Origin of the sequence: Pseudomonas sp. MSSRFD41 (assembly GCF_014230245.1) — a bacterium.
Lineage (GTDB): Bacteria > Pseudomonadota > Gammaproteobacteria > Pseudomonadales > Pseudomonadaceae > Aquipseudomonas > Aquipseudomonas piscis.
In genome coordinates, this window is record NZ_JACKZK010000005.1 from 17,357 (window position 1) to 32,616 (window position 15,260).

Sequence of the window (15,260 nt, forward strand, 5' to 3'; positions counted from 1 at the left end):
GCATCGGCAGGATGAACTGTGCACGCCCGATCGGCGCCGGACATCAGCAAGTCGATGTTTGCACAAGGATTCCTGATAAGAGCGTCGAGCTGGACCAGTTCGCGCTAAGGCGGAGCTGATTTTTTGACCGCTTGAACGAAAAAACCCACTGACCGGGTCCGGCAGTGGGCTATTTCATATTGACATCATCACGGAGCGCACCTATGGTTCGCTCCAGACGGCTGCAAGACTAGTAGACTGGCCCTGGCAAGCCCCCCTTCCTAGTACCGCTTCCGACCATGAATATGGTGGGTCGTGTAGGATTCGAACCTACGACCAATTGGTTAAAAGCCAACTGCTCTACCAACTGAGCTAACGACCCGCTGTGTGGTGGCGCGTATAATACTGATTTCTAACGATAATTCAACACCCTAGATGAAAAAAATCAAAAATAAGGTGTTGGATCGCTGACACCGGCTGCACGGAAGCCATCGGCACGCAGGCGGCAACTGTCGCATTTACCGCAGGCACGGCCCTGGTCATCCGCCTGGTAGCACGAGACAGTCAGCCCGTAATCGACTCCAAGGCGTACCCCGGCCTTGATGATGTCGGCCTTGCTGAGATTCTGCAGGGGTGCCTTGATCCGAAAACCCTGCCCCTCGACACCGGCCTTGGTCGCCAGGTTAGCCATGCGCTCGAAGGCCTCGACGAACTCGGGACGGCAATCCGGGTAGCCGGAGTAATCCACCGCATTGACCCCAATGAAGATATCCCGAGCCTCGAGGACTTCCGCCCAGCCCAAGGCCAGGGAAAGGAACACCGTATTGCGCGCCGGCACGTAGGTGACAGGAATTCCTTCGCCAGGTGCTTGTGGCACATCGATGGAGCTATCGGTGAGGGCCGAGCCGCCAATGCCATCGAGGTTGAGGCCAATGACCTTGTGCTCCACCACTCCCAGGTCGCGGGCCACTCGTTCGGCAGCCTGCAACTCCGCGCGGTGGCGCTGGCCATAGTCGAAACTCATGGTGTAGCAGCGGTAGCCTTCGGCGCGGGCCATGGCGACCACGGTGGCCGAATCAAGGCCGCCGGAAAGGAGGATCACTGCACGTTTTTCAGGTACTGCTTGGTGTTCTGCTGGCTTGGTCATTTCAACGCCCCGGCTCGTCGTTCCAAAGATACTTGTGCAACTGCAACTGCAGGCGCACCGGTAAGTTGTCGGCAACGATCCAGTCAGCGAGTTCCCGTGCATCCAGGTCGTGATGACTTGGCGAAAACAGCACTTCACCAGCTCGTTGCTCGAGGCGGTACTGGATCAGCTTGGAGACCGCCCAGTCATAGTCCTCACGGGAACAGATGACGAACTTGACCTGATCGTTGGCCGTCAGCAGCTCGATGTTCTCGTAACGATTGCGCTGGGCTTCCTTGGAGCCCGGGGTCTTGAGATCCAGGACCCGGCTGACCCGTGGATCCACCGCCGAGATATCGAGGGCGCCACTGGTCTCCAGCGAAACCTCATAGCCGGCATCGCACAACTGCTTGAGCAAAGGAATGGCGTTGGGTTGCGCCAGCGGCTCGCCACCGGTGACACAGACATAACGCGGACGGAATCCGGCAACCTGCTCGAGCAAGCTGTCGAGGGTACGTTGGGTGCCGCCGTTAAAGGCATAGGCACTGTCGCAGTATTGGCAACGCAGCGGACAACCGGTCAGGCGCACGAAAACCGTAGGCAGCCCGGCAGTCCGAGTTTCCCCCTGCAACGAGTAGAAAACTTCGGTGATTCTCAATGTGTCTTGCATATTCGCCACGGACGTAACAGCTAAACAGGCTGTCCGCCTCCATCAGGCACTTCAAGGAACCCCGTCAACGCGTAGATCCCAGGAAGCGTGTGTCATAAAAGGGCGCAGATTCTAACGAAAAAACCCGCGGCAAGCGCGGGTTTCTTGTAACGGTCGCCAGCACACTTACATGCGCTGCAAATCCCGTTGAGCCAACTGGGCGGCGGAAGTCCCCGGATACTGGGCCACGACTTGTTGCAGAATGCCCTTGACCCGGTCGGTGTGACCCAGTCGGCGTTCTACGTCAGCCAGCTTGTACAACGAATCCGGCACCTTGGCGTGCTTGGGATAGAGCTGGGAAACCTTGGCGAATGCCTGGCCAGCGCCTTGCAGATCGCCCTTGGCCAGGTTCACTTCACCCAACCAGTACTGGGCATTACCAGCGTACTGGCTGTTGGGGTACTTGCGCAGGAATGCCGAGAAGGCCTGGCTGGCCTTGTCGAAATCCTTGGCTTTGATCAGGTCGAAGGCAGCATCGTAATAGAGCTTTTCCTTGGCCGGATCACCCGGTTCGCTACTGGCGGCTGGCGCTGGAGCAGTAGCTCCGGCTGCCGTACCGGCGGCACTGGCATTGCCAGCGGCGGAAGAATTCTCAGGAGTCGCGGCAGGTGCCACACCGCTTCCTATGCGCCGATCAAGATCCTGGTAACGCTCCAGGCTTTCTTGCTTCATGCGCGCTACATCATTTTGCAGAACTTCGATCACACCCTGTTGCCGTGCGATCTGCTCCTGCATTTGCTGCAGTTGCTGGAACAGCTCGCCCTGTGCCGAGACAGGGGTCGAAACCCCTCCCCCGGCATAGGCGCCGTTCGTGCCATAACCCGCTGGTGGATAACTGCTCCCGCTATTTCCATAGCCAGAGTTGCTATCGACCACAGGAACCGCAGACCACGCCGCGAAAGGCGTGAGACTGAGAGCCAAGATAGTTACAGCACGACGGCACGTTCGCATGACGAATTACTTACGCAGTTCGACGCGACGGTTTTGAGCCCAGGACTGCTCGTCGTGGCCAGTGGCAACTGGACGCTCTTTACCGTAGGAAACCAGCTCCAGCTGGGCTGGGGACACGCCCTGCAGTACCAGGTAGCGCTGAACGGCTTTCGCACGACGCTCGCCCAGAGCCATGTTGTACTCACGGGTACCACGTTCGTCGGTGTTGCCTTCCAGCACAACGCGAGCGCCGTTACCTTTCAGGTCCTTGGCGTGAACGTCCAGAGCGCGCATGGCTTCTGGCTTCAGATCCGAGCTGTCGTATTCGAAGTAGAAGGTGGTGATTGCGCGCAGAGCTGCTTCTTCGCTCAGGGAGCTATCAACATTACCAGTGTTAGCGCCGTAACCAGCGTTTGGATCAACAGCGCCTTCACCAGCGTTGTCGCCGCCCTTGGAGGAGCAACCTACAGCCACAGCCATGGCCAGAGCCAGCGCAGCAAACTTACCAAACTTCAACATTTCCATCGTGAAACTCCTAATGAACCCCAGTGTGTTAAGTGAAACATTGTAGCGCCGCGTCAGTTCAGGTAAGGGGACCAGGACGGTTCTCTGACTTCGCCTTGAGCGGTAGGAAGCGGGAGCCTCACACGTCCATTAATGGACACGAGCATCAAGACTCCCCGGCCCTGCTGGCGGGTGGCGTAGATTACCATGGTGCCGTTGGGCGCAACAGTAGCTGACTCATCAAGGTTGGTATCTGTAAGGATTTTTACACTACCGCGCTGCAAATCTTGAGCAGCCACCCGGAAGTTGGTGAAACCATCCTGGCGGTGAATCATTACCAGGGTCTTTTCGTCAGCAGAAAGTTTCGGGTTGGCGTTGTAGTTACCAATAAAGGTCACACGTTCAGCGCCACCACCGTTGATATTGCTTTTATATACTTGCGGCTTTCCGCCCCGGTCGGAAGTGAAGTAGATGGTCGAACCATCCTTACCCCAGAACGGCTCGGTATTGATGCCTGGGCCGCTGGTGACACGACTGATCTGGCGCGAAGCCATGTTCATCACATAGATGTCGGGGTTGCCATCCTTGGACAGCACGAACGCCAGGCGGCTACCGTCAGGCGACCAGGCTGGCGCACCGTTGAGGCCTTCGAAGTTGGTGATCTGCTCGCGACGGCCCGTGTCGATGTGCTGGACGAAGATACGCGGGCGCTTCTGCTCGAACGACACATAGGCGATACGCTTGCCATCGGGAGCGAAGCGTGGCGACAGGATCGGCTCGCGGGATTGCAGCAGGGTCACCGCCCGGGCACCGTCGTAGTCCGAACGCTGCAGGGTATAACGGGTGTTGTTGGTGGAGAATCGCTCCGCGGTCACGTACAACAGACGCGTGGAGAACGCGCCCTTGATGCCGGTGAGCTTCTCGAAGGACTGGTCGGAAATGTAGTGCGACATGTCCCGCAGCTGATCGACCCCACCAGAGACACTGCCGGCCAGGACCTGCTGCTCGGTCGCGACGTTGAACAGCGCGTACTGCACCTGCAGGCGGCCGCCGGCTGGCACGATGCTGCCGACCATCACGTACTGGGCACCCAGGGCCTTCCAGTCACGGAAGATGACTTCGCTGGCCTGGGTCGGCAGGCTGATCATGTTCTGCTTGGGAATCGGCGCGTAGTAACCCGAGTTGCGCAGGTCATCGCCGATGATCTGCGCCATATCGTCCGGCAGGACGCTACCGCCCTGCCAACCGAACGGTACTACCGCGATCGGCGTCGCCCGGTCACTGCCACTGGTGACCAGAATGTTTTTTTCATCCGCCGCCGCTATCCCTGCCATGCAGCAAATAACGACAAGCATTGCTCGAAGAAGGTTTCTCACAAGGCTAGGTCCTCAGGTGTGAATGTCATCTTGAATGAACGATAGGGAGCGAAGTCCTTCGGACTCAGACCCTGCATTTCTGTCAAACGTCCAATGTTCTTGACTGCCGCTACCGCCGAGGCGTCGAACGGGCCATCGCCACTGGACTTGATCACGCTGACCGTGGTCACCGTACCATCTGGCAACATGCCGATCCGCAGTTCCACTGTCATGCCCTTACGCGCCGAAGGAGGACGAGCCCAGCCTTCCGCCGCACGAATACGAATCAGATCATCGAAACTACCTGCGACACTGTCACCTACCTCATCCGATTTCGTGGCTTCACGCTCCGGCTTATCGGAAAGCAAATCCGCCAGGGCCTGAGCCTTTTTCTCTTCGGCAGATTTGCGCGCCGCTTCCTGAGCCTTTTTCTTCGCGGCGTCGGCGGCAGCTTTCTTCTTCGCATCCTCGGCGATCTTTTTCTTCGCCTCGTCAGCTTCTGCTTTTTTCTTGGCGTCTTCCGCGGCCTTCTTCTTCGCGTCCTCGACGATTTTCTTCTTCGCTTCTTCAGCGGCCTTTTTCTTGGCCTCTTCTTCAGCGACTTTCTTGGCTTCTTCCTCGGCTTTCTTCTTGGCTATATCAGCCAATTGCTTCTCTTCGGCTTTTTTCGCTTCAGCGGCTTTCTTGGCTTCATCAGCCTTCTTCGCCTCGTCGGCTTTCTTGGCCTCGTCAGCCTTTTTCGCTTCCGCGGCTTTTTGGGCAGCCTCTTCTTTCTTTTGTTCCGCGGCCTTGATCTCTTCCTGCTCGACCTTCTTCTGCTCCAACTGCTCGGTCTCGGTCTGGCGCGCGGCGGATTTCTTCGCCTCACCCGCAATCTTGTGATTGGTCTGGGTGGTCGCCGGACTCTTCGATTTCAGCTGATACAGGGTCGCCTGGACGATCGGCTTGGCCGGTGGCAACTCTGGCGTCATGGCAAAGCTGACGAACAGCATGCCGAACACCAGAACGTGCAGGGCAATTGCCCAGACACTAGGCCAGAAGTAGCTTTCCGAAGCGGACGGCTCTCGCTGTTGGTGCATCAGGGCGCCTCGGTAATCAGGCCAACGTTGCCGACGCCGGCTTTTTGCAGGCCGCCCATGGCACCCATCACGGCGCCGTAGTCGACGGATTTATCGCCGCGAATGAAGACCTGGGTGTGCTTGCCGCCTTCGTTACCGGCACGGATGATCTTGGTTACCGCGTCGGTCATCTGCGGCAAGGTCATTGCCTTGTCCTGTTGCTTGTCGGTATCGACTTCACTGCCAAGGTTCCAGTAGTAGGTCTTGTCAGCCTTGATCGAGATGGTCAGCACCTGGGTGTTGTTGTCCTGGGGCAAGGCTTCGCTGGAAACCTTGGGCAGGTCGACTTTCACACCCTGGTTGAGCATCGGCGCGGTCACCATGAAGATGACCAGCAGTACCAACATCACGTCGATGTAGGGCACTACGTTCATCTCGGCAACCGGCTTGCGTTTGTGGCGAACTCGGGCCATTGGGTTTACCTGCTCACTCTTCGCTGGTGTGCACTTTGCGGTGCAGGATCGCCTGGAACTCGTCGGCGAAGGTGTAGTAGCGGCTGATCAGCGTCTCGCCGCGGGCGGAGAAACGGTTGTAGGCGATCACCGCCGGGATGGCCGCGAACAGGCCGATGGCAGTCGCTACCAGGGCTTCGGCGATACCCGGGGCCACGGTGGCCAGGGTCGCCTGCTGTGCGGAAGCCAGGCCGCGGAAGGAGTTCATGATCCCCCACACGGTACCGAACAGACCGATGTATGGGCTGACCGAGCCCACGGTGGCCAGGAACGGCAGGCTCTGCTCGAGCTTCTCTTCTTCACGGGAGATCGCTACGCGCATCGCACGAGCCACGCCTTCCATCACGGCCTCGGGCTCGACGCCCGGCTGCTGGCGCAGGCGAGAGAACTCCTTGAAGCCGGCACGGAAGATCTGCTCGACACCGGAGTCCGGGTCAGGGTTGCTGCCGGCCTGGCGGTACAACTTGGACAGGTCGATACCGGACCAGAAGCGCTCCTCGAAGCTCTCCAGGGCACGTCGACCGGCGCGCAGCAGGTTGCTGCGCTGAAAGATCATGATCCACGAAGTCACCGATGCGGCCACCAGGGTCAGCATTACCAACTGCACTACAACGCTGGCATTGCTGACCAGGCTCCACATGGAGGAATGGTCGACGACGTTAGCTTCCACGCTTTATCTCCTGCTCTGAGTGTGTACCCGCGCCGCCCTCGTCGGCGAAGGCCGTACGCAGGGCGTCTGGAATGGCGCGGGGTTTGAAATTGTCGGCACGTACACAGGCCACCAGGAACTGCCCCTCGCAGAGCAGTACGTGATCCGAGGACCGCCTGACCTGCTGGGTGAATCGCAGGCTGGCCCGGTTCAGCTCGGTGACTTGGGCACTGATCAGAAGCTCGTCGTCCAGCCGCGCCGGCGCGTGGTAACGCGCTTCGCTGGAATGCACGACAAACAACAGGTTCTCCCCCACCAGCTGCGATTGGGCGAAGCCCAGGTGTCGTAGCCGCTCGGTTCGAGCCCGCTCCATAAACTTAAGGTAATTGACGTAATACACGATGCCGCCGGCATCGGTGTCCTCGTAATAAACGCGACAACGATGTGCGAACGGCTCAAGCCCGTTTTGCGCGCGCATACTCTAGTGCTTACTCCTCGGGTTGCCAATCCGGCCAGGCAACTGTTTTTTCATTCTTGGACGACTTTTGCTGAAGTTTCGACGTAGCCAGCCCCTAGGACAGCACAAACTCCGAATAAGTCGACGAAAAGTGTGTCCGATCAATCGTCCACGGCATCGAGAAACTCGTCTACCACGGGCGCTTCTGCCAATCGTGACGGAATGTTCAGCCCGAAATGCAGGTAAGCATGCCGGGTCACCACCCGACCACGCGGGGTACGCATGATGTAGCCCTGCTGGATCAGGTAAGGCTCCAGCACGTCCTCGATGGTATGGCGCTCTTCGCTGATCGCGGCGGCCAGACTGTCGACCCCCACCGGCCCGCCGTCGAACTTCTCGATCATGGTCAACAATAGACGCCGGTCCTGATGGTCGAAGCCACGCTCGTCGACATCCAGCAGGTTCAGCGCCAGGTCGGCCACCGCCTTGGTGATATGCCCCTTGGCCCGCACCTCGGCGAAGTCGCGCACCCGGCGCAGCAGGCGGTTGGCGATCCGCGGCGTGCCCCGTGCCCGGCGCGCCACCTCGATGGCGCCCTCCGGATCCAGGGGCAAGCCGAGGATGCCGGCGGAACGACTGACGATGGTCGCCAGGTCCGTGATGCTATAGAACTCCAGGCGCTGGACGATACCGAAGCGATCCCGCAGCGGGTTGGTCAGCATGCCGGCCCGCGTAGTAGCGCCGACCAGGGTGAAGGGCGGCAGGTCGAGCTTGATCGAACGCGCCGCCGGCCCCTCGCCGATCATGATGTCGAGCTGGAAGTCCTCCATAGCCGGATACAGCACCTCCTCGACGATCGGCGACAGGCGATGGATCTCGTCGATGAACAGCACGTCATGGGGCTCGAGATTGGTCAACAGCGCCGCCAAGTCACCGGGACGCTCCAGCACCGGCCCGGAGGTACTCTTGATCGAGACGCCCATCTCCTGGGCGATGATGTTGGCCAGGGTGGTCTTGCCCAGCCCTGGCGGACCGAAGATCAGGGTATGGTCCAGGGATTCGTTGCGCCCGCGGGCAGCCTGGATGAACAGTTCCATCTGCTCGCGCACGCCAGGCTGGCCGATGTAGTCGGCCAGGCTGACCGGACGAATCGCCCGATCCTGGATTTCTTCGCGCTCACGGGGGCCCGTGGCGGCGATCAGACGATCAGCTTCTATCACTTAAATCATTCCCTTCAGGGCCCGACGGATCATTTCTTCGCTGCTCAAGCCTTTCTCTTTGATCGCGGAGACCGCCTTGCTAGCCTCCTGCGGCTTGTAGCCCAGGGAAATCAGCGCACTGACGGCGTCCGATTCGGCGCTGGCCACCGGCATCGGCGCATCCGGCTGGTTCGGCACCAGGGTGAACATGCTCGGGACCGCCTCCCAGGCCTTGAACCGGTCCTTGAGCTCGACTAACAAACGCTCGGCGGTCTTCTTGCCGACCCCGGGCACCTTGGTCAGGGCCGAAGTGTCCTGGGCCTGAACGCTGCGCACCAACTCGTCCACCTCGAGGCTGGACATCAAGGCCAGGGCCAGTTTCGGCCCCACGCCATTAAGACGGATCAACTCACGGAAAAAGTCTCGCTCGCGCTTGCTGGCGAAGCCATAGAGTAACTGCGCGTCTTCGCGCACGACCAAATGAGTGTGCAAGGTCAGGGGTTCGCCGACCGATGGCAGGCGATACAGGGTGGTCATGGGCACTTCGACTTCATACCCCAACCCATTGACATCAAGAATCAGGTGCGGCGGCTGTTTTTCAGCCAAGGTGCCGCGCAAGCGTCCAATCACGTTCGAATCCTTAAGGCGATGGCCAGCGTTCGCTGGCGACTCACTGAGCAGGCATCCGGGCCGGACATTCTGGCACCACGACGTTCTACTCTTGAAATGACTGCGCCGATGCTATCAGAGACGCAAGCGGCCGCCACGACTGCGTGCCGTCCCCAAGCCGTGGGGCAACAGGCTGGAACGGGTGTGGGAATGACAGATGGCGATGGCCAGGGCGTCCGAGGCATCGATCTGCGGCTTGGCGGTCAGCTTGAGCAGATGCATCACCATCATCTGCACCTGCTCCTTGTTGGCGCCACCGGTGCCGGCCACGGCCTGCTTGACCTGGGTAGCGGTGTACTCGGCGATCTCCAGGCCTTCCTCAGCCGCGGCCACTATGGCCGCGCCCCGTGCCTGCCCGAGCTTCAGCGCCGAATCGGCATTACGCGCCATGAACACCTTCTCGATGCCCATGGTCACCGGTCCGTAGGTCTGGATCACTTCGCGCACCCCGCGATAGACGATCTGCAAACGCTCGTGCAGTTCGCCGGCGCCAGTGCGAATGCACCCGGAGGCCACATACACGCAACCGCGCCCGGTGTCGCGAACCACGCCATAACCGGTGATGCGCGAACCGGGGTCGATGCCAAGAATAAGAGTCATAACGCCTGCTGCTGAAGTGAAAAGGCCTGCCGGGGATGACCGGGATAGCGAAAAGAGCGAAGCCGGAAGCGCCCTGCCGCACAATCATCGCGGCGTTGCGCATCCGGCTTCAAGGTCGGTGCAGTCAAATCAACCCAACTGGGCAGCGACCGACTCCGGAATATCCGCGTTGGAATAGACGTTCTGCACATCATCCAGGTCTTCCAGCATGTCGATCAGCTTCAAGACCTTCTCTGCGCCGTCCAGGTCCAGCTCGGCACTGGTGGTGGGCAGCATGACGATCTCCGCATCCGCCGCCTTGAAGCCCGCAGTTTCCAGGGCATTGCGCACGCCATAGAAACCGGCGAAGGAGGTGAATACGTCGACCGAGCCGTCTTCGTTGCTCACTACGTCGTCGGCATCGGCCTCCATCGCCGCTTCCATCAGCGCATCTTCGTCAACACCTTCGGCAAAGGTCAGCTGGCCCTTGCGCTCGAACAGATAGGCTACCGAACCGTCGGTGCCCAGGTTGCCGCCACACTTGCTGAAGGCATGACGAACCGCCGCCGCGGTGCGGTTGCGGTTATCGGTCATGCATTCGACCATCACTGCCACGCCGTTGGGACCGTAGCCCTCGTAGGTCAGCTCGACCACGTCGTCGCTGCCGGCAGCGCCGGTACCGCGGGCGATAGCCCGGTCGATGATGTCACGGCTCATGTTGGCGCCCAGGGCCTTGTCCAGGGCCAGGCGCAGGCGTGGGTTGGAACCGGGCTCGCCACCACCCTGGCGGGCTGCGACGGTCAGCTCACGAATCCATTTGGTGAAGATCTTGCCTCTCTTGGCATCCTGACGCTCTTTGCGGTGCTTGATGTTCGCCCACTTGGAATGACCGGCCATAATTTGCTCCAAATTCTCCTTGAAACCTTACCAGCGCTGCCATCAGGCAGGCGGGTAGCAAAAACTCGCCCCATAGAAAAAGCGCACCCGAAGGTGCGCCTTGTCGGGCCAGCTTACTCAGCCTTTGGCTGTTCGCGCAGACGGATGTGCAGCTCGCGCAGAGCCTTGGCATCCACCGCACCCGGCGCTTCGGTCATGACGCAGGCAGCGCTCTGGGTTTTCGGGAAGGCGATCACTTCACGAATCGATTGCGCGCCGGTCATCAGCATCACCAGGCGATCCAGGCCGAAGGCCAGGCCGCCATGGGGTGGCGCGCCATACTTGAGGGCATCCAGCAGGAAGCCGAACTTCTCTTCCTGCTCCGCTTCCTCGATGCCCAGCAGGCGGAATACCGCTTGCTGCATTTCCTTGCGGTGGATACGGATCGAGCCGCCACCCAGTTCAGTGCCGTTGAGCACCATGTCGTAGGCACGGGACAGGGCTTCGGCCGGATTGGCCTCGAGCTCGGCAGGCGAGCACTTGGGCGCGGTGAACGGGTGGTGCACGGCGCTGACGCTACCGTCGTCGTTCTCTTCGAACATCGGGAAGTCGATGACCCACAGCGGTGCCCAGTCGCAGGTCAGCAGGTTGAGGTCGTTACCGACCTTGATCCGCAGCGCGCCCAGGGCTTCGCTGACGATCTTGGCCTTGTCGGCGCCGAAGAACACGATGTCGCCATCGACCGCGCCGACGCGATCGAGGATCACGTTCAGGCTGGCTTCAGGAATGTTCTTGACGATCGGCGACTGCAGGCCCTCGACGCCCTTGGCACGCTCGTTGACCTTGATGTAAGCCAGGCCCTTGGCGCCGTAGATGCCGACGAACTTGGTGTAGTCGTCGATCTTGCTGCGCGGCATGCTCGCCCCGCCAGGAACGCGCAAGGCCGCCACACGGCACTTCGGATCGTTGGCCGGACCGCTGAACACCTTGAATTCCACGTCCTTGAGCTGGTCGGCCACATCCACCAGTTCCAGCGGGATACGCAGGTCCGGCTTGTCGGAACCATAGCGACGCATGGCTTCGTGCCAGGTCATGTGCGGGAACTCGCCGAATTCCACATCCAGCACTTCCTTGAACAGGTTGCGGATCATGCCCTCGGTGAGGCCCATGATGTCCTGTTCGTTGAGGAAGCTGGTCTCGATGTCGATCTGAGTGAACTCAGGCTGACGATCGGCACGCAGGTCTTCGTCGCGGAAGCACTTGGCGATCTGGTAGTAGCGGTCGAAGCCGGCCACCATCAACAGCTGCTTGAACTGCTGCGGCGATTGCGGCAGGGCGAAGAAGTTGCCAGCGTGGGTACGGCTCGGCACCAGGTAGTCGCGGGCACCTTCAGGGGTGGCGCGGGTCAGGATCGGCGTCTCGACATCGAGGAAGCCGTTCTCGTCGAGGTAGCGGCGCACGCTGCTGGTGATCCGCGAGCGCAGGCGCAGCTTCTCGGCCATCTCTGGACGGCGCAGGTCGATATAGCGATAGCGCAGGCGCGTCTCTTCGCCCACGTCGGTGTATTCATTGAGCGGGAACGGCGGGGTTTCCGCGTCGTTCAGCACTTCCAGCTCGTAACCCAGGACCTCGATCATGCCCGAGGCCATGTTGGCGTTGCCGGCACCAGCCGGACGCAGGCGTACCTTGCCGGTGACCTTGACCACGTATTCGCTGCGCACGCGGTCGGCGGTCGCGAAGGTTTCAGCGCGGTCCGGATCGAACACCACCTGGGCCAGGCCTTCACGATCACGGATATCGAGGAAGATCACCCCGCCGTGGTCACGACGACGGTGGACCCATCCGCAAAGGGTTACTTCCTGACCTTCCAGGCTTTCGTTCAGTTGGCCGCAATAATGGCTGCGCATCATGGTAGTGGTTTCACTTCTCGTAATTCGAAATTCGATGGAGGCCTTGCGCACCCCTCGGGTGCCGGATAGTGCAAGAACTCGCGCGTGTCGTTCAACTTAGTCAGCTTTGTCGCCACCGGCCAGGTTCTTCTTCGAGCCGGTCTTGAAATCGGTTTCATACCAGCCGGTGCCACTCAGGCGAAAACCGGGCATGGACAGCATCTTTTTCAGTTCAGGTGCCTGGCAGGCAGGACAGTCGACCAGCGGCGCGGCGCTGATCTTTTGAATGGCTTCCAACTGATGACCACAGGAAGCGCATTGGTAGTCGTACATCGGCATGGGGGCGTCTCGGCAATCAGGTTACTGCTTGAACTACAGCCAGAGCCCACGCCAAAGCTCGGGCTACCTAGCAAAGAGCGGGATTATATCCATTAAATCGGCCCTGTGCAGCCGTATGCCCCACAACCAATGCGCGTCGCAGATACGGACGGCGCGCAAGGCGCCATCCGTAGCGGAGGGCTTAACCGTTTTCCAGCAGCGAACGCAGCATCCAGGCGGTTTTCTCATGCACCTGCATGCGCTGGGTCAGCAGGTCCGCCGTGGGTTCGTCGCTGACTTTGTCCAGTAACGGGAAAATACCGCGGGCGGTGCGGGTCACCGCCTCCTGGCCACTGACCAGTTGCTTGATCATTTCCTCGGCTGCCGGCACACCTTCTTCCTCTTTGATCGAGGACAGCCTGGCGTAGATGGAGTAGGCGCCTGGAGCCGGGAAGCCCAGGGCACGGATGCGTTCGGCGATCAGGTCGACCGCCAGGGCCAGTTCGTTGTACTGCTCCTCGAACATCAGGTGCAGGGTGCGGAACTGAGGGCCGGTGACGTTCCAGTGGAAGTTATGGGTCTTGAGGTACAACACGTAGGTATCCGATAGCAGACGGGAAAGGCCGTCGACAATGGATTTACGATCCGCTTCGCTGATACCGATATCAATTGCCATGTTTCTCTCCGTTAACCAGATGAATCCACCCAATCAGCTGCCGGACCACTCTAGCAAGAGCCTCGCCCTTGCGCCGGCCTCTGTCCCCCGAGCGGCCTGCGGTGGATTGTCCCGTGACCAGTCGGACCGTCAAACGCTGGGCTCGAGCCTGATCTGACCATGGGGGAAATCCTGCGTTCCTTGGAAAATCCGCCAACACCTGTCTAGCACAGGCCTTTGCCTGATGCTCCGGATCACCATCGTCCACGATGGGGCTGCCCTCCTCTCGCCAGCCAGCACCGGTGATTTGAGAAGGCCTGGGCTTTGCGGTTAAATAGAGCCCGTGTCGTTGTTGCCTATTTCTTCGGCCAACGCGCATAGGCTGACACCACGCATGTACCCGCCTTAACCTTTTTTTTCCAAAGCGAACCGTGCGCGACCAGCTCTTCCTTAGTGCTACTTCTTAACGTGAGTTAATCAAAATGTTGAAAATCGTCCACCTGCTGACAGGCCTTGCAGCCTTGCTGCTGTCCTTGATTCCGAGTCTAAGATCTGACGCGGTTCCCTACCTGCAACAACCCGATGCTCTTTACCTGGCCATTTTCGGCCTGCTCAACCTGGCCCTGGCTCCAGTTGTTCCCCACTGGAACAAAGGTCCGCGCCAGCACCTGCAGAACCTGGCCAGCGCCCTGCTGGTCCTGGTAGTGGTACTGCAAACCCTCACCCTGCTGGCTCCCATGCCGGTGATCGGTGGTCAACCCGCAGTCCTGGTCAGCCTGCTGACCGCATTGATCGCCGTTGCCCTGCACCTGGCCGTGAGCTTCTACAAATCGTCACCAGCCGCCGCGGCTTCACCTGCCTACGACATGAGCAATCGTGATACCGGGACCGTGAAGTGGTTCAACACCTCCAAGGGCTTCGGTTTTATCTCCCGGGACTCCGGCGACGATATTTTCGTGCACTTTCGCGCCATCCGTGGCGAAGGCCATCGCGTCCTGGTCGAAGGCCAGCGCGTAGAGTTCTCGGTGATGAATCGTGATAAGGGCTTGCAAGCCGAGGACGTAATCGCAGCGCTACCACGTCGCTGAGCGCCCATTGCAAAAAAACCGCGCCAAAGGCGCGGTTTTTTTTACCCTGCGATCCCCTCAATAGTGGGGAGGCGGGACTTCTTCTTCGAAGGAGCTGAACTGACCGGCCATCTCCTCCTGGCGCTTGAGCATGGCCGTCATCTGCAGTTGCAGGCGCTCCAGCACCTTATGCTGCGCCACCAACTCATCATTGAGGGCCTGGATAGTGTCATCCTGAAATGCCAGGCGACTTTCCAGATCGGTTACCCGCGCTTCCAGACTCATGATTCAGCCCTCCAGAAAGCGAAAATCATCGGTCAGCACCAGCCGCAAGCGCTCGCGTATCTGTGCAACCTGCTCCGAGCTGTAAGGTTTGGCCGGCTGTTTGCCCCATATCGGTGCAGGCCAGGCCGCATCATCGCGCTTGCGCACTATCACATGCATGTGCAACTGGCTGACCACATTGCCCAGCGTCGCCACGTTCAACTTGTCGGCATCGAAGGAGTCCTTCAGCACTTCGGCCAGCGCTGTGGTTTCTCGCCACAGCTGTTGCTGATCGGTGACATCCAGTTGAAACAACTCGCTGATATCTTCGCGACGCGGCACCAGGATGAACCAAGGGTAGTTTGCATCATTGGACAGCAACAGCCGGCAAAGGGGGAAATCCCCGATGACTAACGTGTCTTGCTGCAATCGTGAATCTAAAGTGAACACCGCGCTTGCTCCCGC

General features: G+C 59.9%; 19 protein-coding genes and 1 tRNA gene. 1 reads left to right on the forward strand and 19 read right to left on the reverse strand.

Annotated features, from left to right (window positions below; all coding sequences use genetic code 11):
• Nucleotides 1-285: 285 nt before the first annotated feature.
• From H7A76_RS10375 to H7A76_RS10455, 17 genes are all read right to left on the reverse strand, one after another.
• A tRNA-Lys gene (locus H7A76_RS10375) sits at nt 286-361 on the reverse strand.
• Nucleotides 362-424: 63 nt separating this feature from the next.
• A complete protein-coding gene (gene queC / locus H7A76_RS10380; protein ID WP_185698398.1) occupies nt 425-1,126 on the reverse strand; it encodes a 7-cyano-7-deazaguanine synthase QueC in 702 nt (233 codons plus the stop codon).
• A 1-nt stretch (nt 1,127) separates the two neighbouring features.
• Nucleotides 1,128-1,775 carry a 7-carboxy-7-deazaguanine synthase QueE gene (gene queE / locus H7A76_RS10385; RefSeq protein ID WP_185698399.1) on the reverse strand — a complete coding sequence of 216 codons (648 nt, stop codon included), beginning with the start codon at nt 1,773-1,775 and terminating at the stop codon, nt 1,128-1,130.
• Nucleotides 1,776-1,940: 165 nt separating this feature from the next.
• Nucleotides 1,941-2,765, reverse strand: a complete 825-nt coding sequence (gene ybgF, locus H7A76_RS10390; protein ID WP_185698400.1) for a tol-pal system protein YbgF — start codon at nt 2,763-2,765, stop codon at nt 1,941-1,943.
• Nucleotides 2,766-2,771: 6 nt separating this feature from the next.
• On the reverse strand, nt 2,772-3,269 hold the full coding sequence (gene pal, locus H7A76_RS10395) for a peptidoglycan-associated lipoprotein Pal (RefSeq protein WP_185698401.1): 498 nt from the start codon (nt 3,267-3,269) through the stop codon (nt 2,772-2,774).
• A 53-nt stretch (nt 3,270-3,322) separates the two neighbouring features.
• Nucleotides 3,323-4,603: a Tol-Pal system beta propeller repeat protein TolB gene (gene tolB, locus H7A76_RS10400; protein ID WP_185698634.1), complete on the reverse strand. Its 1,281-nt coding sequence runs from the start codon at nt 4,601-4,603 to the stop codon at nt 3,323-3,325.
• 17 nt (nt 4,604-4,620) lie between these two features.
• A complete protein-coding gene (gene tolA / locus H7A76_RS10405) occupies nt 4,621-5,682 on the reverse strand; it encodes a cell envelope integrity protein TolA (RefSeq protein ID WP_185698402.1) in 1,062 nt (353 codons plus the stop codon).
• Nucleotides 5,682-6,134: a protein TolR gene (gene tolR / locus H7A76_RS10410; RefSeq protein WP_022640507.1), complete on the reverse strand. Its 453-nt coding sequence runs from the start codon at nt 6,132-6,134 to the stop codon at nt 5,682-5,684. Before tolR ends, tolA begins: the two co-directional genes overlap by 1 nt.
• Before the next feature lie 13 nt (nt 6,135-6,147).
• Nucleotides 6,148-6,843, reverse strand: a complete 696-nt coding sequence (tolQ, locus tag H7A76_RS10415; RefSeq protein WP_022640508.1) for a protein TolQ — start codon at nt 6,841-6,843, stop codon at nt 6,148-6,150.
• Complete coding sequence (gene ybgC, locus H7A76_RS10420) at nt 6,833-7,300, reverse strand: tol-pal system-associated acyl-CoA thioesterase (RefSeq protein ID WP_185698403.1); 468 nt, start codon at nt 7,298-7,300, stop codon at nt 6,833-6,835. The genes tolQ and ybgC overlap by 11 nt, the downstream gene beginning before the upstream one ends.
• Before the next feature lie 140 nt (nt 7,301-7,440).
• A complete protein-coding gene (gene ruvB, locus H7A76_RS10425; protein WP_185698404.1) occupies nt 7,441-8,499 on the reverse strand; it encodes a Holliday junction branch migration DNA helicase RuvB in 1,059 nt (352 codons plus the stop codon).
• On the reverse strand, nt 8,500-9,108 hold the full coding sequence (gene ruvA / locus H7A76_RS10430; protein WP_185698405.1) for a Holliday junction branch migration protein RuvA: 609 nt from the start codon (nt 9,106-9,108) through the stop codon (nt 8,500-8,502).
• A gap of 114 nt (nt 9,109-9,222) precedes the next feature.
• Nucleotides 9,223-9,747, reverse strand: coding sequence for a crossover junction endodeoxyribonuclease RuvC (ruvC, locus tag H7A76_RS10435; protein ID WP_022640512.1), 525 nt, complete (start codon nt 9,745-9,747; stop codon nt 9,223-9,225).
• Nucleotides 9,748-9,876: 129 nt separating this feature from the next.
• Nucleotides 9,877-10,623 (reverse strand): YebC/PmpR family DNA-binding transcriptional regulator, encoded by a 747-nt coding sequence (locus H7A76_RS10440; protein WP_185698406.1) that lies wholly within the window; start codon nt 10,621-10,623, stop codon nt 9,877-9,879.
• Nucleotides 10,624-10,736: 113 nt separating this feature from the next.
• Complete coding sequence (gene aspS, locus H7A76_RS10445) at nt 10,737-12,512, reverse strand: aspartate--tRNA ligase (protein WP_185698407.1); 1,776 nt, start codon at nt 12,510-12,512, stop codon at nt 10,737-10,739.
• Between the two features lie 96 nt (nt 12,513-12,608).
• Entirely contained in the window at nt 12,609-12,830 is a 222-nt protein-coding gene (locus tag H7A76_RS10450) for an FmdB family zinc ribbon protein (RefSeq protein WP_010457489.1), read from the reverse strand.
• Nucleotides 12,831-13,011: 181 nt separating this feature from the next.
• Nucleotides 13,012-13,485: a Dps family protein gene (locus H7A76_RS10455; RefSeq protein WP_185698408.1), complete on the reverse strand. Its 474-nt coding sequence runs from the start codon at nt 13,483-13,485 to the stop codon at nt 13,012-13,014.
• 461 nt (nt 13,486-13,946) lie between these two features.
• Between H7A76_RS10455 and H7A76_RS32605 the strand changes: the two genes are divergently transcribed.
• Entirely contained in the window at nt 13,947-14,552 is a 606-nt protein-coding gene (locus tag H7A76_RS32605) for a cold-shock protein (protein WP_185698409.1), read from the forward strand.
• A gap of 57 nt (nt 14,553-14,609) precedes the next feature.
• On the opposite strand, the gene H7A76_RS10465 is transcribed toward H7A76_RS32605, so the two are convergent.
• Together H7A76_RS10465 and H7A76_RS10470 are read right to left on the reverse strand one after the other, a co-directional pair.
• Entirely contained in the window at nt 14,610-14,816 is a 207-nt protein-coding gene (locus tag H7A76_RS10465; protein WP_185698410.1) for a SlyX family protein, read from the reverse strand.
• 3 nt (nt 14,817-14,819) lie between these two features.
• The gene (locus H7A76_RS10470) at nt 14,820-15,245 is read right to left on the reverse strand and encodes an HIT domain-containing protein (protein WP_185698411.1); all 426 of its coding nucleotides are present in this window, start codon (nt 15,243-15,245) and stop codon (nt 14,820-14,822) included.
• Between the last annotated feature and the right edge of the window lie 15 nt (nt 15,246-15,260).